At 72.3% G+C, this 21,568-nt stretch carries 22 protein-coding genes and 1 tRNA gene; 14 read left to right on the forward strand and 9 right to left on the reverse strand.

Going from position 1 to position 21,568, the window contains the following annotated elements; all coding sequences use genetic code 11:
• Positions 1-95: 95 nt before the first annotated feature.
• From L615_RS09310 to L615_RS09350, 9 genes are all read left to right on the forward strand, one after another.
• Positions 96-302 (forward strand): ferredoxin, encoded by a 207-nt coding sequence (locus tag L615_RS09310; protein ID WP_028656151.1) that lies wholly within the window; start codon positions 96-98, stop codon positions 300-302.
• A 1-nt stretch (position 303) separates the two neighbouring features.
• Entirely contained in the window at positions 304-948 is a 645-nt protein-coding gene (locus tag L615_RS09315) for a hypothetical protein (RefSeq protein ID WP_051485890.1), read from the forward strand.
• A complete protein-coding gene (locus tag L615_RS09320) occupies positions 945-2,405 on the forward strand; it encodes an aldehyde dehydrogenase (protein WP_028656152.1) in 1,461 nt (486 codons plus the stop codon). The genes L615_RS09315 and L615_RS09320 overlap by 4 nt, the downstream gene beginning before the upstream one ends.
• A gap of 117 nt (positions 2,406-2,522) precedes the next feature.
• Positions 2,523-3,272 carry an SDR family oxidoreductase gene (locus tag L615_RS09325; protein ID WP_222430506.1) on the forward strand — a complete coding sequence of 250 codons (750 nt, stop codon included), beginning with the start codon at positions 2,523-2,525 and terminating at the stop codon, positions 3,270-3,272.
• Between the two features lie 19 nt (positions 3,273-3,291).
• Positions 3,292-4,203 carry an NAD(P)-dependent oxidoreductase gene (locus L615_RS09330; RefSeq protein WP_051485891.1) on the forward strand — a complete coding sequence of 304 codons (912 nt, stop codon included), beginning with the start codon at positions 3,292-3,294 and terminating at the stop codon, positions 4,201-4,203.
• Entirely contained in the window at positions 4,203-4,613 is a 411-nt protein-coding gene (locus L615_RS09335; RefSeq protein ID WP_028656154.1) for a carboxymuconolactone decarboxylase family protein, read from the forward strand. Before L615_RS09330 ends, L615_RS09335 begins: the two co-directional genes overlap by 1 nt.
• A 26-nt stretch (positions 4,614-4,639) precedes the next feature.
• On the forward strand, positions 4,640-5,389 hold the full coding sequence (locus tag L615_RS09340) for a 4'-phosphopantetheinyl transferase superfamily protein (RefSeq protein WP_084255251.1): 750 nt from the start codon (positions 4,640-4,642) through the stop codon (positions 5,387-5,389).
• Positions 5,386-5,673, forward strand: a complete 288-nt coding sequence (locus tag L615_RS09345) for a hypothetical protein (RefSeq protein ID WP_145724886.1) — start codon at positions 5,386-5,388, stop codon at positions 5,671-5,673. The genes L615_RS09340 and L615_RS09345 overlap by 4 nt, the downstream gene beginning before the upstream one ends.
• Positions 5,670-5,936, forward strand: coding sequence for a hypothetical protein (locus L615_RS09350; protein ID WP_028656156.1), 267 nt, complete (start codon positions 5,670-5,672; stop codon positions 5,934-5,936). Before L615_RS09345 ends, L615_RS09350 begins: the two co-directional genes overlap by 4 nt.
• Before the next feature lie 265 nt (positions 5,937-6,201).
• Here L615_RS09350 and L615_RS09355 read toward each other — a convergent pair whose 3' ends face one another.
• The 5 genes from L615_RS09355 to L615_RS09375 all read right to left on the reverse strand — a co-directional run bounded on the left by L615_RS09355 (position 6,202) and on the right by L615_RS09375 (position 12,041).
• Entirely contained in the window at positions 6,202-7,470 is a 1,269-nt protein-coding gene (locus tag L615_RS09355; protein WP_222430507.1) for a 2-oxo acid dehydrogenase subunit E2, read from the reverse strand.
• Between the two features lie 23 nt (positions 7,471-7,493).
• Positions 7,494-10,142: a pyruvate dehydrogenase (acetyl-transferring), homodimeric type gene (aceE, locus tag L615_RS09360; RefSeq protein ID WP_028656158.1), complete on the reverse strand. Its 2,649-nt coding sequence runs from the start codon at positions 10,140-10,142 to the stop codon at positions 7,494-7,496.
• Positions 10,143-10,224: 82 nt separating this feature from the next.
• Positions 10,225-11,103, reverse strand: coding sequence for a LysR substrate-binding domain-containing protein (locus tag L615_RS09365; RefSeq protein ID WP_145724888.1), 879 nt, complete (start codon positions 11,101-11,103; stop codon positions 10,225-10,227).
• A 25-nt stretch (positions 11,104-11,128) separates the two neighbouring features.
• Positions 11,129-11,791, reverse strand: a complete 663-nt coding sequence (locus tag L615_RS09370; RefSeq protein WP_051485892.1) for a lipoyl protein ligase domain-containing protein — start codon at positions 11,789-11,791, stop codon at positions 11,129-11,131.
• Positions 11,792-11,965: 174 nt separating this feature from the next.
• Positions 11,966-12,041 (reverse strand) — tRNA-Arg (locus L615_RS09375).
• Between the two features lie 386 nt (positions 12,042-12,427).
• Here L615_RS09375 and L615_RS09380 point away from each other — a divergent pair.
• Positions 12,428-13,627, forward strand: a complete 1,200-nt coding sequence (locus tag L615_RS09380; protein ID WP_186449799.1) for an LCP family protein — start codon at positions 12,428-12,430, stop codon at positions 13,625-13,627.
• A 13-nt stretch (positions 13,628-13,640) separates the two neighbouring features.
• Positions 13,641-13,820 carry a hypothetical protein gene (locus L615_RS09385; protein ID WP_028656160.1) on the forward strand — a complete coding sequence of 60 codons (180 nt, stop codon included), beginning with the start codon at positions 13,641-13,643 and terminating at the stop codon, positions 13,818-13,820.
• A gap of 67 nt (positions 13,821-13,887) precedes the next feature.
• Here the strand turns inward: L615_RS09385 and L615_RS09390 are convergent, their stop codons facing one another.
• The 3 genes from L615_RS09390 to L615_RS09400 all read right to left on the reverse strand — a co-directional run bounded on the left by L615_RS09390 (position 13,888) and on the right by L615_RS09400 (position 15,393).
• A complete protein-coding gene (locus tag L615_RS09390; RefSeq protein ID WP_036518204.1) occupies positions 13,888-14,259 on the reverse strand; it encodes an MscL family protein in 372 nt (123 codons plus the stop codon).
• A 56-nt stretch (positions 14,260-14,315) separates the two neighbouring features.
• Complete coding sequence (locus tag L615_RS09395) at positions 14,316-14,975, reverse strand: SAF domain-containing protein (RefSeq protein ID WP_145724890.1); 660 nt, start codon at positions 14,973-14,975, stop codon at positions 14,316-14,318.
• A 79-nt stretch (positions 14,976-15,054) separates the two neighbouring features.
• Positions 15,055-15,393, reverse strand: coding sequence for an FmdB family zinc ribbon protein (locus tag L615_RS09400; RefSeq protein ID WP_145724891.1), 339 nt, complete (start codon positions 15,391-15,393; stop codon positions 15,055-15,057).
• Positions 15,394-15,516: 123 nt separating this feature from the next.
• Between L615_RS09400 and L615_RS09405 the strand changes: the two genes are divergently transcribed.
• Entirely contained in the window at positions 15,517-18,189 is a 2,673-nt protein-coding gene (locus L615_RS09405) for a penicillin acylase family protein (protein WP_145724892.1), read from the forward strand.
• Between the two features lie 182 nt (positions 18,190-18,371).
• Here the strand turns inward: L615_RS09405 and L615_RS09410 are convergent, their stop codons facing one another.
• Positions 18,372-18,974: a 5-formyltetrahydrofolate cyclo-ligase gene (locus L615_RS09410; RefSeq protein WP_261376619.1), complete on the reverse strand. Its 603-nt coding sequence runs from the start codon at positions 18,972-18,974 to the stop codon at positions 18,372-18,374.
• Between the two features lie 29 nt (positions 18,975-19,003).
• Here L615_RS09410 and L615_RS09415 point away from each other — a divergent pair, with 29 nt between their 5' ends.
• Together L615_RS09415 and glp are read left to right on the forward strand one after the other, a co-directional pair.
• A complete protein-coding gene (locus tag L615_RS09415) occupies positions 19,004-20,407 on the forward strand; it encodes a UTP--glucose-1-phosphate uridylyltransferase (RefSeq protein WP_145724969.1) in 1,404 nt (467 codons plus the stop codon).
• Entirely contained in the window at positions 20,400-21,566 is a 1,167-nt protein-coding gene (gene glp / locus L615_RS09420; RefSeq protein WP_145724893.1) for a gephyrin-like molybdotransferase Glp, read from the forward strand. Before L615_RS09415 ends, glp begins: the two co-directional genes overlap by 8 nt.
• The last annotated feature ends 2 nt before the right edge of the window (positions 21,567-21,568 follow it).

Consider the following 21,568-nt stretch of genomic DNA (forward strand, 5'->3'; position numbering starts at 1 on the left):
GCGGCTCCTCGCTGGCGCTCGTCGCACCTCAACCACCGAAACGGGACGAGCCACCGGGCGGGGACCGACCACGCGGTGCGGACGGGGGAGGGCCGATGAGCTTCCGCGTCACCGCCGACAGCGGCCTGTGCCAGGGGCACCAGCTCTGCCAGGGCGAGGCCCCCACCGTCTTCGGCTTCGACGAGGCCGCCGACGTCGTCGTGCTCCTCGACGACCACCCCGACCCGTCGGTGCGCGACGACGTCGCCACCGCCGTGAAGTACTGCCCTGCGTTCGCGCTCGCCATCGAGGAAGAGGACTGACATGACCGACCTGGACGCCCGGCTGAGCCGGGCCGAGATCGAGGAGTTCTGGGACTCCTGGCTCGACGTCAACCGCCGCGCCGAGGAGAGCGGCGACTGGCGGGTGATGGCCGACTGGTACGCCGAGGACGCCACCTACGGCTGGATGTACAGCCACGACGAGCACTTCATGGCGGTCGGGCGCGACCAGATCCGCGACTGGGCCATCGGCATCGAGATGGACGGCTTCGACGGCTGGCACTACGACTACGTCTGCACGATGATCGACGACACCAAGAACATGGTGCTCGGCTTCTGGAAGCAGCGCTCCGGGATCGTCAACGACGAGACCGGCGAGGAGTACGAGATCCTCGGCATCGGCGGCTCGTGGTTCGGCCTCAAGCGCGTCACCGAGGGCGCCGACGCCGGCCAGGTCAGGATCGACTGGCAGCGCGACTGGTTCGACATGCCGTCGACGACCCACACGTTCATGGAGATCCTCAAGGCCGACAAGGCGTCCGACCGCCTGCTGGAGCGGATGAAGGTCTTCGGCCACGAGGTGCCCGGGCACTACCACCTGAAGGACCTGCCCTCGACCGTGTGGCCGCCGCCGGTCGAGGCCGGGAGGTACGTCACCCAGGCGCCCGCGCCGGGGGTGACCGCGTGAGCGCACTGCCGCCGCCGGCCCAGCAGCTCATCGACGGCAAGCTCGTCGGTGCGAGCGACGGGTCGTCGTACCCGATCCTCGACCCGGCCACCGGTGAGGAGATCGGCCACGCCCCCGACGGCACCGCCGACGACGTCAACGCCGCGATCGCCGCGGCCCGGCGGGCGTTCGACGAGTCGGCGTGGTCGACCGACCGCGAGCTGCGGGTGCGCTGCCTGCGCCAGCTGCACGCCGCGCTGCTGGAGAACGCCGACGCGTTCCGCGCGCTGACCACGGCCGAGGTCGGCATGCCGACCTTCATGATGGGCGCAGCCGGCTTCGACGTCCCCGTCGAGGGTCTGCGGTGGGTGACCGACCTGATCGAGGGCTACGAGTTCGAGACCGACCTCGGCGTCGCCTCCCCGATGGGCATCCCGTCGCGACGCACCGTGCGCCGCGAGCCGGTCGGCGTGGTCGCGGCGATCACGCCGTGGAACGTCCCGACCCAGATCAACCTCGCGAAGGTCGGCCCGGCGCTCGCCGCCGGCTGCACCGTCGTGCTCAAGCCGGCGCCGGACACCCCGTGGGTGGCTGCCGAGCTCGGTCGCCTCGTCGCCGAGCACACCGACATGCCCCCCGGCGTGCTCAACGTCGTCACGCCACGGTCGAACGAGGTCGCCTCGGTGCTGTCGACCGACCCGCGCGTCGACATGGTCTCCTTCACCGGCTCCACCGCCGTCGGCAAGGCGATCATGGCCGCCGCCGCACCCACGCTGAAGAAGGTCTTCCTCGAGCTCGGCGGCAAGTCGGCCGCGATCGCCCTCGACGACGCCGACGTGGCCGCGGTCGCCGGGGCGACGGCGTTCACGACCTGCATCCACGCCGGCCAGGGCTGCGCCCTCACCACCCGCCTGCTCGTCCCGCGCGAGAAGTACGACGAGGCGGTGCAGGTCGCGGCCGCGACGATGGAGTCGATCGGCATCAAGGACCCGGGCGACCCCGGCGCGATCTGCGGCCCGGTCATCTCCGAGCGCCAGCGCGACCGGGTGGCGTCGTACTTCGACGTCGCACGGGAGGAGGGCGGCTACTTCGCCACCGGCGGCGAGGTCGTCGACCAGCCCGGCTTCTGGGTCCGCCCCACCGTCGTCGCCGGCCTCGACAACACCTCCCGCCTCGCGCAGGAGGAGATCTTCGGCCCGGTCCTCGTCGTCATCGCGCACGACGGCGACGACGACGCGGTCCGGATCGCCAACGACTCGGCGTACGGCCTCTCGGGGTCGGTCGACTCCGACGACCTGGACCGGGCGAAGGCGGTCGCCGCCCGGATCCGCACCGGCACGCTCGCGGTCAACGGCGGGGTGTGGTTCAGCCCCGACGCACCCTTCGGCGGCTACAAGCAGTCCGGGCTCGGCCGCGAGATGGGGGTGGCCGGGTTCGAGGAGTACCTGGAGATGAAGACGATCGCGGAGCCGGCGTAGGTGGGGTTTCACCACCTAGGTGGTGAAACCCCGACGAGAGTCCCCTGATTTCGTGAGCCCAGCACGGGTTTCACCACCTAGGCGGTGAATCTTGTGACAGATGAGGAAGAAGTGATCATGCGTTTCGAGAACAAGGTCGCCGTCGTCACCGGCGCAGCCCAGGGGATCGGCGAGGCCTACGCCCGGGCCCTGGCGAAGGAGGGCGCGGCCGTCGTCGTGGCCGACCTGAACGAGGAGGCCGGGGCCAAGGTCGCGGCGTCGATCAACGAGGGCGGCGGGCAGGCGGTCTTCATCAGCTGCGACGTCTCCTCGCCGGAGTCCGCGCAGGCGCTGGTCGAGCAGGCCGTCGCCGAGCTCGGCGGGATCGACTTCCTCGTCAACAACGCCGCGATCTACGGGGCGATGGAGTTCAACCTGCTCATCTCCGTCGACTGGGACTACTACAAGAAGTTCATGTCGGTGAACCTCGACGGCGCGCTGGTGATGACCCGCGCCGCCTACCCCGAGATCGCCAGGCGCGGCGGGGGAGCGGTGGTCAACCAGTCGAGCACCGCGGCGTACCTCTACTCCGGCTTCTACGGCCTCGCCAAGGCCGGCATCAACAGCCTCACCCAGCAGCTCGCCCACGAGCTCGGCGGGCAGGGCATCCGGGTCAACGCGATCGCCCCCGGCCCCACCGACACCGAGGCCACCCGCACCCAGGCCGGCGACGCCGCGAAGGACATCGTGCGCAACAGCCTCGCGATCAAGCGGATGGGCTCGGTCGACGACATGGTCGGCGCGCTGCTCTTCCTGCTCTCCGACGACGCGTCGTGGGTGACCGGGCAGGTACTCGCCGTCGACGGCGGCCAGACCTTCCGCCTCTGATCGCGTCGAAGGAGGAGAGATGACCACCACCGTCGGCTTCGTGGGCCTGGGCAACATCGGCAGGCCGATGGCGCTCCGGCTCGCGCAGCAGCAGGAGGCCGCCGACCTCGAGGTCTGGGTGTACGACGTCGCGCCGGACCCGCTGGCCGAGGCGGAGCGGGCCGGGGCGCGGGTCGCGGGGAGCGTCGCCGAGCTCGCCGGTCGTGTCGACGTGCTCGGTGTGATGGTGCGCGACGACGACCAGGTCCGCGACGTGCTCGCCGAGGCGCTGCGCGGGGCGGTCGGCCTCGAGGACGACCGGCTGACCGTCGTCATCCACTCCACCGTCGCACCCACCACCCCCGCCGAGCTCGAGGCGACCGCGGCCCGGCACGGCGTCAGGCTGCTCGACGCCCCGGTCTCGGGCGGCGCGATGGGGGCGACCGACGGCAGCCTCGCGCTGATGGTCGGCGGCTCGGACGCGGCGTTCGCCGCCGCGGAGCCGGTGCTGAGGGTGCTCGGCAGCAAGGTCGTGCACGCCGGGCCGATCGGCTCCGGCACGAAGTTCAAGCTGGCGCGCAACATGATGCACTTCGTGGCGTTCACCGCCGCGACCGAGGCGCAGCGCCTCGCCGAGGCGGCCGGGCTCAGCCTCAAGGACCTCGGCGAGGTGGTCCGGCACACCGACGCGATCACCGGCGGGCCGGGCGCGATCATGCACCGCGAGACCACCGCACCCCTCGACCCCGGCGACTTCTGGCACGGCGTCTTCGCCAACGTCACCTCGCTGGGGGAGAAGGACCTCGGGTTCGCGATCCAGCTCGCGCACGAGCTCGGCGTCGACGTACCCCTCGCCGAGCTGGCCGTCGACCGCCTCGGTCCCGGCCTCGGCCTCCCGACCGCCGCACCGACCACCCCGACCACCACCCCGACTGCCGCAGGAGAACACTGATGGGCAAGTTCGACGACCTTCCCGAGGCCCGCCGCCGCGGGCTGGAGAAGATGGAGGAGGTCTACGGCTTCGACATGACCGACGGCACGGGCGACTTCTTCCGCTACACCGCCGAGCACCTCTTCGGCGACATCTGGCAGCGGCCCGGGCTCACCACCCGCGACCGCCGGCTGTTCCTCATCGGCATGCTCGTCGGCCAGCGCGCCAACGACGTGCTCGGCATACAGGTCCCCGCCGCGCACGCCAACGGCGAGCTCAGCGACGAGGAGCTGCGCGAGCTGGTCATCCTCGCCTGCCACTACGACGGCTGGCCGAACGGGTCGCGGATGAACTCCGTCGTCGAGGACACCATCGCCAAGGCGGCCCGCGCCCGGGCGAAGGCGGAGGGCGAGACCGCCGCCGGGAGCTGACCAAGCCCTTGTTAGCCTCGGAGGTGATGAGTCGCGACGTGTCGGAGGCAGAGCCGGATCCCTCGGCGTACCCCGTCGAACCCTCCACCCTCGACTCCCTGCTCGACGCCCCTGAGCCGCGCGCCGACGCCGGCGTCCACCTGGGGCTGTGGCGCATCGAGGTCGCCCGGTTCGGTGACGACGAGCTGGAGCTCGGCTCCGGCTGGCTCGATGACGCCGAGCGCGGCCAGGCGTCGTCGTACGTGCGCGCCGAGCTGCAGCGCGCCTACGTGCTCGCCCATGCCGCCGCCCGCCTGCTGGTCGGCGCGACGACCGACACCCCGCCCGAGAAGGTGGTCTGGGGCCGCCATCCCTGCCCGGCCTGCGGCGAGCCGCACGGCCGCCCGCGCGCCGAGGGTGCGTCGGTGGAGTTCTCGCTCTCGCACACCCCGGGCCAGGTGCTGGTCGCGGTCGCCGACGTCCCCGTCGGTGTCGACGTCGAGCGGCACCCCGACGACCCGCTGGCCCTGTCCCGGCTCCTGCACCCGCGGGAGACCGAGGAGATCGACGCGGCCGCCCACGGCCGGCTCGACGGCGGCAAGGCCACCGTCCGCTTCACCCGCGCCTGGTCGCGCACCGAGGCCTACCTCAAGGGCATCGGCATCGGCCTGGGCCGCGACCCGCACCTCGACTACCTCGGCACCGACGAGGCCCCGGCACGCACCATCGACGGCTGGTCGGTGCGCGACGTGGTCGTCCCGGAGGGCTACGGCGCCGCAGTCGCCGTCCGCGGTTGAGCCGCCTCGTGGTCGAGGCGATCGGGTACGTCGGCAGTGCCGGCGCCGCCACCATGTGGATCCCGCAGGCCGTGCGTGCCGTGCGGCACCGCGCCGACCCACAGGCCCTCGCGGCGCTGAGCCGCACCACCTACCTGGTCGCCGTGGTCTTCAACGTGCTGCTCGCGTCGTACGGCCTGGCCATGGAGGCCCGCCCGGTCGTGCTCGCCGGGGCCGTCAACCTGTGCTGCGCCTCGGTCATCCTCGGCGCGCTCGCCGCCGGTGCCCGCCGGCGCCGCACGTGATCGCCGCCCTGGGCTGGCTCGTCGGCATCATCGACGTCGCCCAGTTCCTGCCCCAGACCCGCCACACCCTCGCCCGCCGCCGCGACGCGGCCGCGCTGCGCGGGCTCAGCGTCTGGACGTGGTCGATCGCCACCGTCCAGGGCGCGGCGTGGGTCGTCTACGGCTTCGCCAACGGCCTGCTGCCGATCGCGATCCCCAACCTGGTGATCACCCCGGCCTGTGCCCTGGTCCTGCTCGCCCGCCTGCGCGCCGGCCGCGGCTGACCCGCTCCGGCGGTCACCGTCGCGCCAGCGCGACCGCTGCCACCAGCAGCACGAGAGCCCACATCACCAACGCAGCCGTCCACATCATCGTCACACCCGTACTGACGCCGCAGGACGCCGATCGGTTGCGTCGGGATCGCGACGTGTTCGCCGGGGTGCAGGAATCCCCGCCTGAGCGGGGATTCCTGCGCTTGTCGACGTTTGCAACGGCCGACAACCGCAAGAAGACGTCACCTAGTGGCGCGTTCCCGGCGGCGTACGTCGCCTACAGCACCAGGCGGCGTACGTCGGCGGTGAGGTGGGCCAGGTGGGCGGTGAAGCGGGCGGCGAGGGCGCCGTCGATGACGCGGTGGTCGTAGGACAGGCACAGCGGCAGCATCAGCCGCGGCACGAAGGCCTCGCCGTCCCAGACCGGGGACATCTTCGAGCGGACCACGCCGAGGATGGCGACCTCGGGGGCGTTGACGATCGGGGTGAAGCTCGTCCCGCCGATCCCGCCGAGGCTGCTGATGGTGAAGGTCGCGCCCTGCAGGTCGGCCGCGGAGAGCTTGCCGTCGCGGGCCCGGGCCGAGAGCTCGCCGAGCTCCTGGCTGAGCTCGGTCACGCCCTTGCGGTCGACGTCGCGCACCACCGGGACGACGAGGCCGTCGGGGGTGTCGACGGCGACGCCGACGTGCACGTAGTCCTTGAGCACGAGCGAGTCGCCGGCCAGGGAGCTGTTGACCTCGGGGAACTTCCGCAGCGACGCGGCGGCCGCCTTGAGCAGGAAGCTGAGCAGGGTGACCCGGTAGCCCTCGGCCCTCGCGGCCTCGTCGAGCTCGCGGCGGTAGGCGTCGAGGTCGGTGATGTCGGCCTCGTCGGAGTGGGTCACGTGCGGGACGTTGAGCCACGAGCGGTGCAGGTGCGGGCCGGAGATCTTCTTGATCCGCGACAGCGGCACGGTGCGGACCGGGCCGAACTTGCTGAAGTCGACCTCGGGCACGGGCGGGATGCCGGCGCCGGTGCTGCCGGCGGACTCCGCGACGCTGCGGTCGTAGTGGGCCAGCAGGTCCTGCTTGGTCACCCGGCCCTTCGCGCCGCTGCCGCTGACGGCCGCCAGGTCGACCTCGAGCTCACGGGCCAGGCGGCGCACCAGCGGGGTGGCGCGCAGGCCGTCCTCGGCCCCGGCCTCGACGGCCGGGGCAGCTGCGGCGGGGGCCGGCGCGGCCTCGACCGGCACGACCTCGGCCGGCGCCTCGACGGCAACCTCGACCGGGGCGGCCGGCGCCTCGGCGGCGGTGCCGTCGGTGTCGTCGGAGCCACCACCGGCGACCTCGGCGACGGCGATGAGCGATCCCTTGCTCACCTTGTCGCCGACCGAGACGGCAACCGAGGTGATGGTGCCGTCGACGGGGGAGGGGACCTCCATCGTCGCCTTGTCGGTCTCGAGGGTGATCAGCGGGTCCTCGGCCCGCACGACGGTGCCGGGGGTGACGAGGACCTCGATCACCGGTACGTCGGCGAAGTCGCCGATGTCGGGTACGTGAATCTCCACGGTGCTCTCCATCGTGTCGGGCCTCAGGCGAGGGCCGGGTCGGGCCGGTCGGGGTCGATGCCGTACTTCTCGATGGCCTCCGCGACGACGTCGGCGGTGACCGTGCCCTCCTCGGCGAGGCGGCGCAGGGCGGTGACGGCGATGAAGTGCCGGTCGACCTCGAAGTGGCGGCGCAGGTTGCGGCGGTAGTCGGAGCGGCCGAAGCCGTCGGTGCCGAGCGCGGTGTAGCTACCGGGCACGAAGGCGCCGATCTGGTCGGCGTACGCCTTCATGTAGTCGGTGGCGGCGACGACCGGGCCGGACGTGCCGCCCAGGCACACCTCGACGTACGACGTGCGCCGCTCCTCCAGCGGGTGCAGGGTGTTCCACCGCTCGGTCGCCAGGCCGTCGCGGCGCAGCTCGGTGAAGCTCGGGACGCTCCACACGTCGGCCTTGACCTTGAAGTCCTCGGCGAGCAGGTCGGCGGCCGCGAGCACCTCGCGCAGGATGGTGCCGGAGCCGAGCAGCTGCACCTTCGCCTTGCCGCGGCCCTTGCCGGGGCGCAGCAGGTACATCCCCTTGACGATCCCCTCGGCGGCCCCCTCCGGCATCGGCGGGTGCTCGTAGTTCTCGTTCATCAGGGTCAGGTAGTAGAAGACGTCCTCCTGCTCGGCGTACATCCGGCGCAGGCCGTCGGCCACGATGACCGCCAGCTCGTAGGAGTAGGTCGGGTCGTAGGCCACGCAGTTCGGGATCATCGCCGCCTGCAGGTGGCTGTGCCCGTCCTCGTGCTGGAGGCCCTCGCCGTTGAGCGTCGTGCGGCCGGCGGTGCCACCGAGCAGGAAGCCGCGGGCGCGCATGTCGCCGGCGGCCCAGGCCAGGTCGCCGATCCGCTGGAACCCGAACATCGAGTAGTAGATGTAGAACGGGATCATCGGGGTGTCACTGCTGGAGTACGACGTCGCGGCGGCGATCCACGACGACATCGCGCCGGCCTCGTTGATGCCCTCCTGGAGGATCTGCCCGCCGGCGTCCTCCTTGTAGAACATCAGCTGCTCGGCGTCCTCGGGCGTGTAGAGCTGCCCGGCCTGCGAGTAGATGCCGACCTGGCGGAACAGGCCCTCCATGCCGAAGGTGCGGGCCTCGTCGGGGACGATCGGCACGACCCGCTTGCCGACCTCGGGGTCGCGCAGCAGCTTGGTGAGGATCTGGACGAACGCCATCGTCGTGGAGACCTCGCGGCCGTTGGAGCCGGCGAGCTGGGCGGAGAAGGTGTCCGCGCCCGGCACGGCCAGCGCCGCCGACGTACGGCGCCGGCTCGGCAGGTAGCCGCCGAGCTCCTTGCGCCGCGCGTGCAGGTAGGTGTGCTCGGGCGAGCCCTCCGGGAAGGTCACGTAGGGCAGGTCGGTGAGCTGCTCGTCCGGCACCGGGATGCCGAACCGGTCGCGGAACGCCCTGAGCGCGGGCTCGGCGACCTTCTTGGCCTGGTGGCTGATGTTCTGCGCCTCCCCGGCGCTGCCGAGGCCGTAGCCCTTGACGGTCTTGGCGAGGACGACGGTGGGGGAGCCGGTGTGCGCGGACGCGGCTGCGTAGGCGGCGTACACCTTCTGCGGGTCGTGGCCGCCGCGGGTGAGCCGCCAGATCTCGTCGTCGGTCCAGTCCGCGACCATCTCCTTGAGCACCGGGTCGACGTTGAAGAAGTGCTCGCGGACGTAGGCGCCGTCCTTGGACTTGAAGGTCTGGTACTCGCCGTCGACGCACTCCATCATCCGCCGCTTGAGCGCGCCGGTGGTGTCCTGGGCGAGCAGCTGGTCCCAGCCGGAGCCCCAGACGACCTTGACGACGTTCCAGCCGGCGCCGCGGAAGACGCCCTCGAGCTCCTGGATGATCTTGCCGTTGCCGCGCACCGGGCCGTCGAGGCGCTGCAGGTTGCAGTTGACGACGAAGACGAGGTTGTCGAGGCGCTCGCGGGCGGCCATCGAGATCGCGCCGAGCGACTCCGGCTCGTCGGTCTCGCCGTCGCCGAGGAACGCCCAGACCTTGCGGCCGGCGGTGTCGGCGAGGCCGCGGGCGTGGAGGTACTTGAGGAAGCGGGCCTGGTAGATCGCCATCAGCGGGCCGAGGCCCATGGAGACGGTGGGGAACTGCCAGAAGTCCGGCATCAGCCAGGGGTGGGGGTACGACGACAGGCCGTTGCCGCCGGTCTCCTGGCGGAAGCTGTCGAGCTGCTCCTCGGTGAGCCGGCCCTCGAGGAAGGCGCGGGCGTAGATGCCGGGGGAGCAGTGGCCCTGGACGTAGACGAGGTCGCCGCCGTGCTCCTCGGACGCGGCGTGCCAGAAGTGCTGGAAGCCGACGTCGTAGAGGGTCGCCGCGGACTGGAAGCTGGACAGGTGGCCGCCGAGCTCGGTCGAGGTCTTGTTGGCGCGCAGCACCATGGCCAGCGCGTTCCAGCGGATCGCCGAGCGGATCCGGTGCTCCACGTCGCGGTCGCCGGGGTGGGCCGGCTCGTCCGCGGTGGAGATCGTGTTGACGTAGGGCGTCGTGGCGACGAACGGGACCCGCGAGCCGAGTCGCTGTGCCTCCTCCATCACCTGGTCGAGCAGGTACTTCGTGCGCTCCTCGCCCTCGAACTCCAGGACGGCCGCGAGCGCCTCGCGCCACTCCTGCGTCTCGGCAGGGTCGATGTCGGTCATGCCGTGTCCTCCGGTCGGTGATGGGCGTCACCATCGTGGAGGTCGGACAAGGCATGCGTCCAATGCCTAGTTCTGGATCAAATCATGCGCTGGATGCATGGACCCGGCGACTGCTGCTGAGGGCGTGGTCGCGGAATTCGGCGGAGGCCGGTGGCAGCTCGCGGTCCCTGAGCCAGGCCAGGCCGATCTCGCGGGAGGCGGGCACGTCGGTGACCCGCAGGTGCGGCGCGGCGGGCGTCGCGCCGGCGCGCGGCTCCGGCAGCAGCGCGACGCCGAGCCCGGCCGCGACGAGGCCGCGCAGGGTCTCGACCTCCTCGCCCTCGAAGCCGACGAGCGGCGTGAACCCCGCCTCCGCGCAGAGGTCCTCGGTCACCCGGCGGAGGCTGAAGCCGTCCTTGAGCGCGATGAACTGGTCGTCGGCGACCTCGCCCAGCCGCGCCGTACGACGCCGCGCCAGCCGGTGGTCCGGCGGCTCGAGGAACAGCCGCTCGCTGGTGAACTGCGGGTGGTGCGGCCGGTCGCCGGTGATGGCCAGGTCGACCACGCCGTGCAGCAGGTCGTCGACGAGCCCGGCGTCGCCGTGCTGGCGCAGGTCGAAGCGGACGTTGGGGCGCTGGGTGCGGAACTCCCGGATCAGCTCGGGGACCAGCCAGGTCCCGAGGGTGTGCAGGAAGGCCAGCGGCACGAACCCGGCGTCCGGGGCGGTGATGTCCTGCACCGACCGGACCCCACGCTCGAAGGCGTCGATCGAGTCGCGTGCGTGCCGGGCCAGCTCCCGGCCGGCGGGGGTGAGCACGAGGGTGCGCCCCACCCGCTGGAAGAGCGGGGTCCCGACGTCGCGCTCGAGCCGCGCCAGCGCCCGGGACACCGCCGGCTGCGTGCGGTGCACCTGCTCGGCCGTGCTGGTGACGGTGTGTCCGTCGGCGACCGCGAGGAATGCGCGGATAGTGTCCAGGTCCATGGGAGCCATGCTCCCAGCGCATGGGTCAGGTGGCCAGCAGCTCCGCGACGACGGCGTCGCGCAGGTCGGCGAGCCGGTCGCCCACGCCGACCGCCCGGTCGGCGAGGTCGGCGGCCGCCTCGCGTCGGTCCTCGTCGGTCATCTGCAGCAGGCCCAGCACGTCGGCCGGTTCCCACCGGTCGTAGGCGATGCACTGGAAGCGCGCCCCGGCGCGGGTCCGCCGCTGCGAGATGCCCACCGCCTTGCGCCCGCCGACCAGCACCTCGCCGGGGCCCAGCGCCGCGAAGCACACCAGCCGTCCCCACGGCGTCTGCTCGAGCCCGCCCTCGTAGAGCTCGGCGTCCACGCCCAGCGCCTGCAGCGCCCGTTGCCAGGCCCCGCCGAGCCAGTACGCCGACGCCCGCACGTCGTCGCTCCACCGCGGGTCGCCCGGCGGCACGACCACGTCGACCCAGACGCACCGCGCCGGGTCGACGTACACCGCACCTCCGCCGCTGCGCCGCCGCACCACCTCGACGCCGGCCAGCGCCGTGGCCGCGGGGTCCGCGGTCGTCTCCTGCTGCGCGCTGCCCAGCACCAGCCCGCGCCTGTTTGGCTCGAAGAGCCACACCTCCGCGCCGGTCAGGTCGTCGGGGACCGCCCGGGCGTGGAAGTCGGCCATCGACCCGGTCAGCTGCAGCACGCGCACGCCGGGATCATCCCCCACCGGGTGGGGTCCGGGGAACGCCGGGCGGGCGGCCGGGCGTGGCACCTGGTGGCTGTTTCCCGGACTTGTTGGCTGCTGCAGCGGCCAACAAGTTCGGGAATCACCGCCCAGGCGGTGATTCCCGGCCCGGCCCCGGACCACCCGAGGCATGGGTTCTGGTGCCCCAGGCAAGAGTCGAACTTGCGACCTTTCGCTTAGGAGGCGGCTGCTCTATCCACTGAGCTACTGGGGCGTCGAGTCCATCTTGTCAGGATCCGGTACGACGAGCCGAGTCGGGGGAGGCGTGGCGGATTCGGCGTGCGGCGGGGTCAGCGGCGAGAATGGTCCATACCACGGATCGGCTTGCCCGGTTCCGTACCTTGGGGGCGGCGCCCAGCCGCCGCGCAGCAGCTGACTCGGCAGCGGCACCCAGACACGACCGACAGCTCCGCCCCGAGCGGCCGCACGACCAGGTGATTGATGACGCAGGTAGCTCCTCCCCGGCCACCGTCGGGAGGTCCTCGCGAGCCCGGTAGCCGGGCTCGGCGCGTGTCGACCTCCCGAGCAGATCGACCCCGGCGGAGCACCCGCGTCCGCGGCAGGCGGAAGCGGCCGCAGCCGGGCAAGGTCGTCCTCAAGGTGATCCTGTCGAGCCTCCTGGGGCTCGGGCTGCTGACCGGCGTCGGCGTCGTGGCGGTCTACAACAACCTCAACGGCAACATCCTCCACGAGGAGGTCGCCGACCAGCTGCGCAACCGCCCCGAGAAGGAGGCGGTCGCCGGCCCGCAGGAGCCGCTCAACGTGCTCGTCATGGGCTCGGACTCGCGCTCCGGCAAGGGCAACGGCATCGACGGCGAGTCCGGCGGCGGACTGTCCGACACCACGATCCTGTTCCACCTCTCCGCGGACCGGACGTTCGCCTACGGCATCTCGATCCCGCGCGACACCGCCGTGATGCGGCCGACCTGCTACGAGGACGACGGCACCGAGATCCCGGGTACCAGCGGCTACGTGAAGTGGAACGAGGCGTTCGCGGCCGGCGGGCCCGCCTGCACCCAGCAGCAGGTCGAGCAGCTCACCGGGGTCCGCATCGACAACTACGTCGTCGTCGACTTCAACCAGTTCAAGGACATGGTCAACGCCCTGGACGGCGTCGAGGTCTGCATCCCGCAGGACATCGACGACCCGGCCCACGACGTGCACCTCGAGGCCGGCACCCGCGAGATCAAGGGCAACGAGGCGCTCACCTACGTGCGCGCCCGCTACCGGATCGGTGACGGCACCGACCCCAACCGCACCCGCCGCCAGCAGGCGTTCATCGGGTCGATGATCAACAAGGCGCTCACCGCCGGCATGCTCGCCCGCCCGGACCGCCTCGTCCGGTTCATGAGCGCGGCGACGTCGTCGCTGCAGACCGACTTCAACGGCATCGCCGAGATGGCCGACATCGCCATCACCGCCAAGGGCATCGGCGCCGGCAACATCAAGTTCGTGACCACGCCGTGGGTCTACTCCGACAAGGTCAGCGCCGGCATCGAGTGGACCTCCGAGGTCGACAAGCTGTGGCGCCTGGTCCGCAAGGACCGCCCGCTGACCGCGGAGTTCCTCAAGGACTCGCTCAGCGCGGGCGACAAGCCCGACGGCACTGCCTCGGCGGGCACCGGTGGTCCCTCGGGCGGCACCGACGGCGCCACCGACGGCACCAGCCAGTCGCCGAGCAACGACGGCAGCCCGAGCGGCGGCACGACCGGCACGCCGGGCGACACCGCCGGCGACGGTACGACGAACGGCCGGACCGGCCTCTCCGAAGAGGCCCGCGCCGCCGCCGGACTCTGCTGAGGACGCGGGCGCCATGGCGGACGACAAACAGGACGAGCCGGAGTGGAAGCGCCGCAAGCGCCTCGCCGCGATCTTCGGTGACGTCGAGCCGTCGGTGACCTCCGACGAGAAGGACGACGCGCCCGCCAAGGGTCGCGAGTCCGCCACCGACCGGTGGCTGAAGGAACAGGTGCCGCCCCACCACGGTCAGTGACGGAGCGGCACCTGGGTGTCGCTGGTGCTGCCCGTGGGCAGCGGCCGGCCCACGGGCCGGCGGGTGATCAGGTCAGCGGCTTCTGCTGCTGGGCCTGCAGGGTGTCGCGGATCTGGGTCAGGAGCACGATGTCGGGGGCCTCGGCCTCGGGCTGGTCGGGGAAGAAGCGCGCCTTCGCCTTGGTGTAGGGCGTGACGACCAGGAAGTAGACGATCGCGGCCATGATCACGAACGCGATCAGGGCGTTGATGAAGTTGCCGACGTTGACGTCGAGGATCTCCGCGGCACCGAAGTCCGGCTGCTTGAAGATCTTGCCGATGAAGCCCATGAGGGTCTCGCTGAAGGTCGTGACAACCGCGGCGAACGCCGTGCCGATGATGAAGGCGACGGCCAGGTCGACCAGGTTGCCCTGGAGCAGGAACTTCTTGAACCCGGACATGATTTCTCCTCAATCCCGAGAATTGTGGTGGTGGAGGTGCTCGTTAGCACTGAAACCTAACTAGGTCGCCACGTGTAAGTCACGTAGGACGCGACCGCGGCGGACGTGACCCGGTACACGTCGGAGGCGTCCAGCGCGAGCACCACCAGCCGGCCCGGAAGGGCACCGTCCGCCGCGTGCGCGGCGTCCGGGACCGCCAGCACCTGCGCGTCGTCGGCCACCGGCTCGGCCGTGCCGGCCCGCGGGTCGGTCGCCACCAGGGAGATCCGGTCGCCCACCGTGAGCAGCGCGGCCTGCCCCGCGTCGGAGAGCCGCACGGGCAGGGCCACCGTGCCGACGGGCTGGCCCGCGGCGAGGTCCGCGCCGACCAGCCGCACGTCGGTGACGACCTCGCCGGCGCGCAACGGGGCAGCGAGCACCCGGCCCGCAGGGTCACCCACCACCCCCGCCGGTACGACGTCCGGTGGCACGCGTGCGTCGACCAGGTCGCCCTCCTCCAGCACGTGGCCCGCCGGCAGGTCGCGGGCAGCGACCCGCACGCCGGTGCTCGCCGGTGGTGGCGGGGCCAGGGTGTGCAGGGACGCGGCGACCGCCCCGGCGACGAGCACCACCGCGACCAGGCGGCGTCGGCGCAGCACCCGTCGTCGTACCGCGGCGAGGGTGTCGGCGACCCGGTGGCGCAGCGGGAGGAGCAGGGGAGGGCGCGGCGAGTCCATGCCGCGACGCTAGGTCGCGCCGGGACCGCTCGTGCGGCTCATCCACAGGCGGTCCGGGAGGCCGCCGGGACGAGCGGGATCAGGCAGGTGCGGCGGCGGCGCCGGAGCTCGACGAGCTGCCGGAGGTGGAGCTGCTCGACGAGCTCGAGGAGCTCGAGGAGTCCGAGCTGCTGGAGTTGCTGCCGGAGCTGCTGGAGTCCGAGCTGCTGGAGGAGGACGCGGTCGACGTCGCGGAGCTCGAGGAGCGGCTGTCGGTCTTGTAGAAGCCCGAGCCCTTGAACACGACGCCGACGGAGTTGAAGACCTTGCGCAGCCGGCCCTCGCACTCGGGGCAGACGGTGAGGGCGTCGTCGCTGAAGCTCTGGAACTGCTCGAAGGCGTGGCCACACTCGGTGCAGAGGTACTGATAGGTGGGCATCGGCGGACTCCGTGGTGAAGCGGGTTGGCACTCTCGACTGTCGAGTGCCAAGAATACGGCACACCCCGCCGGGGGCGGGCATTCACGGTCCCACCATGGCCAGCAGGCACAATGGCGCCCACCATGGTGGACGGAAGCAGCAGCACGGACGACTCACCCGCCGCGACCCCGCAGGACGGCACCCGCCGCGGCTTCCGCAGCTGGTCCGGTGCGCTGCGCTGGATGGCCGGCATCGCGATCCTGCTGGTGCTCGCGCTGGTCGCCGGCCTGGTGACCACGGTGGTCCTGGTCCGCCGGCCGTGGCCGCAGACCAGTGGCGAGCTGGAGGTCCCCGGCCTCGAGTCCGAGGTGCGGGTGCTGCGCGACGACGCCGGCATCCCGCAGATCTACGCCGACACCCTGCACGACCTGATGCTGGCGCAGGGGTTCGTGCACGCCCAGGACCGGTTCTTCGAGATGGACGTGCGCCGCCACGCCACCGCCGGGCGATTGTCCGAGCTCTTCGGCGAGGACGGCCTCGAGAGCGACCTCGTCGTGCGCACCCTCGGCTGGCGCCAGGTCGCCGAGCAGGAGCTGACCATGCTCCGCCCGGCCACCCGCAGCGCGCTCGACGCCTACGCGGAGGGCGTCAACGCCTACATCTCCGACCGCTCGCCGTCGGAGATGGCGCTGGAGTACACCCTGCTCGGGCTGACCGGCCTCGACTACACCCCGGAGAAGTGGAGCGCCGTCGACTCCATCGCCTGGCTCAAGGCGATGGCGTGGGACCTGCGCGGCAACCTCGAGGAGGAGATCGGCCGCGCGCTGGCCTCGGCCGCGGTCGGCCCCGAGGCCGTCGACGAGCTCTACCCGGCCTACCCCTTCGACCGGCACCCGCCGATCGTCCAGCAGGGCGGGCTGCTCGGCGACGTCTTCGACCAGGACGTCGCCAGCGCCGGCACCGAGCTCCTGCAGCGTCCGGCACCGGGCGGTCGTCGTACCGTCGCGGCGCTCGCCGGGATCCGCGACGTGCTCGCCGGCGTGCCGGCCCTGCTCGGCAAGGGCGACGGCCTCGGCAGCAACGCGTGGGTCGTCGACGGTGAGCACACCAGCACGGGGTCCCCGATCCTCGCCAACGACCCGCACCTGGGCATCTCGCTGCCCGGCGTGTGGGCGCAGGTCGGGCTGCACTGCCGCCGCATCACCAGTGACTGCCCGATGGACGTCTCGGGGTTCAGCTTCTCCGGCGTTCCCGGGGTGGTCATCGGCCACAACCGCGACATCGCCTGGGGTTTCACGAACCTCGGCCCCGACGTCACCGACCTGTACGTCGAGCGGGTCGCCGGCGACCTCTGGCAGTCCGGCGGCCGCGCGCTGCCGATGACCACCCGTGAGGAGGTCATCGAGGTGCGCGACGGCGAGGACGTCGAGGTCACCGTCCGCTCCACCGACCACGGACCGCTGCTGACCGACCTCGTCGACGTCGACGAGGAGCTCGACGCCCTCGAGGTCGCCGACGACGGACTCGTCGAGCAGGTCGACGACGTCGCCGGGGCCGCCCTGGACGCCGAGGAAGCCGGCTGGGACGTCGGCGTCTCGCTGGCCTGGACCGCGCTGGAGCCGCACCCGACCGCGGACGCGCTGCTCGCCCTCGACCTCGCGACCGACTGGGACTCCTTCCGCGCCGCGCTCGCCGACTTCGCCGTCCCCGGGCAGAACGTCGTGTACGCCGACACCCGCGGCCACATCGGCTACCAGGCCACCGGGCGCGTGCCGGTGCGCCGGGCCGGCCACGTCGGCCGTGCGCCCGCCGCCGGCTGGGTCCGCAGCACCGCCTGGACGGGCCGCTACGTGCCCTACGACGCCATGCCGAACGTGCTCGACCCGGACTCCGGGATCATCGCGACCGCCAACCAGGCCGTGATCGACCCGCGCCGCTACCCGCTGCGGCTCACCGACGACTGGGACCAGGGCTACCGCTCGACGCGGATCAACGAGCTGCTCGCCGCCGACGACGAGCTCAGCGTCGACGAGATGGCAGCCATCCAGCTCGACGACTGGAGCGCGATCGGGCAGGCGCTGACGCCGTACCTGCTCAAGATCGACCTGCCGGCCGGCTACTACTCCGACGGCCAGCGGCTGCTGCGCACGTGGAACTACCGGCAGAGCGCGGACAGCGGGGCTGCGGCGTACTTCAACGTCGTGTGGCGCGAGCTGCTCCAGCGCACCTTCGCCGACGAGCTGCCCGCCGCGCTCGAGCCCGACGGGGGCGACCGCTGGTTCACCGTGGTGTCGCGGATCCTGCGCCGCTCCTCGAACCACTGGTGGGACGACGTCGAGACCGACGAGGTCGAGCGCCGCGACGACATCCTGCGTGACGCGATGATGGCCGCCCGCGACGAGCTGACCGCCCTCCAGTCGCCCAACGCCGACGAGTGGTCGTGGGGCGAGCTGCACGAGCTCGAGCTGCGCTCGGCCACCCTCGGGGAGTCCGGCATCGGCGTCGTCGAGTGGCTCTTCAACCGCGGCGGCTGGGACGTCGCCGGCGGCAGCTCCCTGGTCAACGCGACCGCCTCCGACGCCAGCGAGGGCTACCAGGTCGTCACCGCCCCGTCGATGCGGATGGTCGTGCCGCTGGACGACCTCGACGCCGCGCGCTGGATCAACCTGACCGGCGTCTCCGGCCACGCCTTCCACCCGAACTACACCGACCAGACCGACCTCTGGGCCCGCGGCGAGACCCTCGCCTGGCCGTTCACCGAGGAGGCCGTCGCCGACGCCGCCGAGGACGAGCTCACCCTCACCCCCGACAGCTGACCCGGGTCCGTCGAGACGTCACTTGTGGCCTGGTGAGACGTCACTTGTTGCGCGTTGAGTGGTCAGATGTGGCTCGTCGAGGCGTCAGTTGTGGCGCCGTCGTACGACGTGACCACTCGACCCGCCACAGGTGACCACTCAACAGGCCACAAGTGACGTCTCGACGAGCCGGACGTGAAGCTTCAGCGGGTGGGGAAGCGGGTGATGCCGGCGGGGGTGGCGGCGGCGGTGACCGGGCGGTCGTGCGGCTCGGAGGGCACGACGGGGAGCAGCTCGTCGTCGTAGAGCAGGACGCACGTGAAGGTGCCCACCGGCACCCGGCCGAGGGCGCGGTCGTAGGAGCCGCCGCCGCGGCCCAGGCGCAGGCCGCCGGCGCCCACCGCCAGGCCGGGGACGAGCACGGCGTCGGCGGTGGCGACCGCGTCGACGCCGAGGGTGGGGGAGACCGGCTCCAGCAGCCCGCGGCGGGCGGGGGCGAGCGAGGTCGGGCCGTGGTACGTCGCCCAGTCGAGGTCGTTGTCGGGCAGCAGCACCGGCAGCACGACCCGTTTGCCGGCCTCGACCAGGCGGTCGAGCAGGTCGGTGGTGCCGGGCTCGGTGCCGACGGAGACGTAGCAGGCGACGGTGGCGGCCCGTCGGACCTCCGGCGCGGCGAGCAGGGCATCGGCGATCGCCCGCGCCGCGGTGCCCACCTCGGCGAGCGGCCGGCGGCGCCGCGCGGTCAGCAGCTGGTCGCGGAGTGCGAGCTTTCCGATCGCACCGTGGCCGGTTTGCCCACTCGTCACGCCGCAAGCCTACGATCGGCAACATGGGTATGAGTGGGCGGAGCTCCGGGCTCGAGCTGGCGAGGGCCAAGATGGTCGACGCCGGCGTCGACCCCGTGGCGATCGAGACGTTCGCGCACTACTACCGGCTCCTCGAGCACGGGGAGACCGGGATGATCCCCGAGGCGAGCATCGAGCCGGTCGACATCGAGAGCATCGCCGACGTCGAGGTCCCCGACGACGTCGCCGCGAAGGCGATCGCGGAGACGGTCGCGATCAAGCTCAACGGCGGCCTCGGCACCTCCATGGGCATGGACCGGGCGAAGTCGCTGCTGTGCGTGCGCCGCGGGCTGTCCTTCCTCGACATCATCGCGCGGCAGACCCTCCACCTCCGCCAGGAGTACGGCGTCCGGCTGCCGCTGGTGCTGATGAACTCGTTCCGCACGTCGGCCGACTCGCTGGCCGCGCTGGCGAGGTACGAGGACCTCAAGCTCCCCGACCTGCCGCTGGAGTTCCGCCAGAACATGGAGCCCAAGCTCCTCCTCGACAGCCTCAAGCCGGTCGAGTGGCCCAAGGACCCCGACCTCGAGTGGTGCCCGCCGGGCCACGGCGACATCTACACCGCGCTGCGCGGCACCGGCCTGCTCGACCAGCTCATCGAGCAGGGCTACCGCTACGCGTTCGTGTCGAACTCCGACAACCTCGGTGCCGTGCCCGCCCCGCGGGTCGCCGGCTGGTTCGCGGCGTCGGGTGCGCCCTTCGCGATCGAGGCGGTCCGTCGTACCCCCTCGGACAAGAAGGGTGGCCACTTCGCGCGCCGCAAGGCCGACGGACGGCTGGTGCTGCGCGAGACCGCGCAGACCCTGCCCGAGGACCGCGAGGCGCTGGCCGACCTCAGCCGGCACCAGTACTGCTCGACCAACAACATCTGGTTCGACCTGCACGCCATGAAGGCGACCCTCGACGCGCGCGAGGGCGTGCTCGGGCTGCCGCTGATCCGCAACGAGAAGACCGTCGACCCGGCCGACCCGACCAGCCCGAAGGTGGTGCAGGTCGAGACCGCGATGGGCGCGGCGATCGAGGTGTTCGAGGGCGCCCGGCTGATCGAGGTCGGCCGCGACCGGTTCATCCCGGTCAAGACGACCAACGACTTGCTCGTGCTGCGCTCCGACGTCTACGAGATGGGCCCGGACTTCTCGCTCGACCAGGTCGCGGCGAACGTGCCCTACGTCGAGCTGGACGACAACCACTTCAAGGTCGTGGGCGAGTTCGACAAGCGCTTCCCCGAGGGGGCGCCGTCGCTGGCGAAGGCGTCCTCGCTCAAGGTGCAGGGCGACTGGACGTTCGGCCCGAACGTCCAGGTCGTCGGCGACGTCGAGCTCGGCGGCAAGGGCGTGCAGCGCGTGCCGGCCGGCGAGGTGCTCTCCGGCGACCCCAGCGGGTCGGATGCCTGACCCCTCGGTCGCCGATCACCGCACGCGCGTCCGGCAGGCCCTCACGCCCCTGCCCGGGCCGGTCGAGGTGCCGCTGGCCGGTGCCCGCGGCCGGGTGCTCGCCACCGACGTGGTGGCCGCGCTCGCCGTCCCGCCGTTCGACCACGCCGCCATGGACGGCTTCGCCGTGCGGGCGGCCGACATCGGGTCCGTGCCCGTCGAGCTGCCCGTCACCGGCGTCGTCGCGGCCGGCGACCCCGTGCCCACCCTCGCGGCGGGTACGGCGATCCGGATCATGACCGGCGCCGAGCTCCCGCCCGGCGCGGACCTCGTCGTCCCCTTCGAGTGGACGACCGGCACCGACCCGGTGCGGGTCCTCGAGACGGCCGCCGCCGGCCGCCACGTCCGTCGCCGCGGCGAGGACGTCGACGCCGGCGAGGTCGCCGTACCGGCCGGAACCACGCTCGGCCCCGCCCACGTCGGCCTGCTCGCCTCCGTCGGGCACCGCACCGTCCCCGTGCGCCCCCGCCCGCGCCTCGGGGTGCTGTCCACCGGCGCCGAGCTGGTCAACGGCGACGTCCCCGACAGCAACTCCGCCACCATCGCGGCAGCCGCCGCCGGCCTGGGGGCCGAGGTGACCTGCTTCGGCCCGGTCGGCGACGACCCCGCCGCCTTCCGCGCTCGTCTGCGCGACGCCGCCGCAGCGTCCGACCTGGTCGTCACCACCGGCGGCATCTCCGCCGGCGACCACGACGTCGTGAAGGCCGTGCTGCGCGACGAGCCCGGCTTCTGGTTCGGCAAGGTCGCCCAGCGGCCCGGCCGGCCGCAGGGCTTCGGCGTCCTCGACGTCGACGGTCGCGCGGTTCCGGTGCTGACGCTGCCGGGCACGCCCGTCGCGGCGTACGGCGCCTTCCTGCTCTACGGCCGCGACGCACTCGCGGTCCTCGCCGGTGACCCGGCCGGGGCGCCCGTGCGGCGGGTCCGGCTCGGCGCGCCCGTCCACGCCGGCGACCGCACTGTTCTCCTTCCGGGCGTCTACGACGACAATGGCCACGTCGTCCCCCTTCCCGGCCACGCGGGGCACTCCCAGCGGCTGCTCGCCCGAGCCGAGGTGCTGCTGGTCGTGCCGCCCCTCGGGCGGACCCTGGAGGCGGAGGCGATCGAGGTGCTGGACCTGTGAAC

It is taken from the genome of Nocardioides sp. J9, from assembly GCF_007829375.1.
GTDB lineage: Bacteria > Actinomycetota > Actinomycetes > Propionibacteriales > Nocardioidaceae > Nocardioides.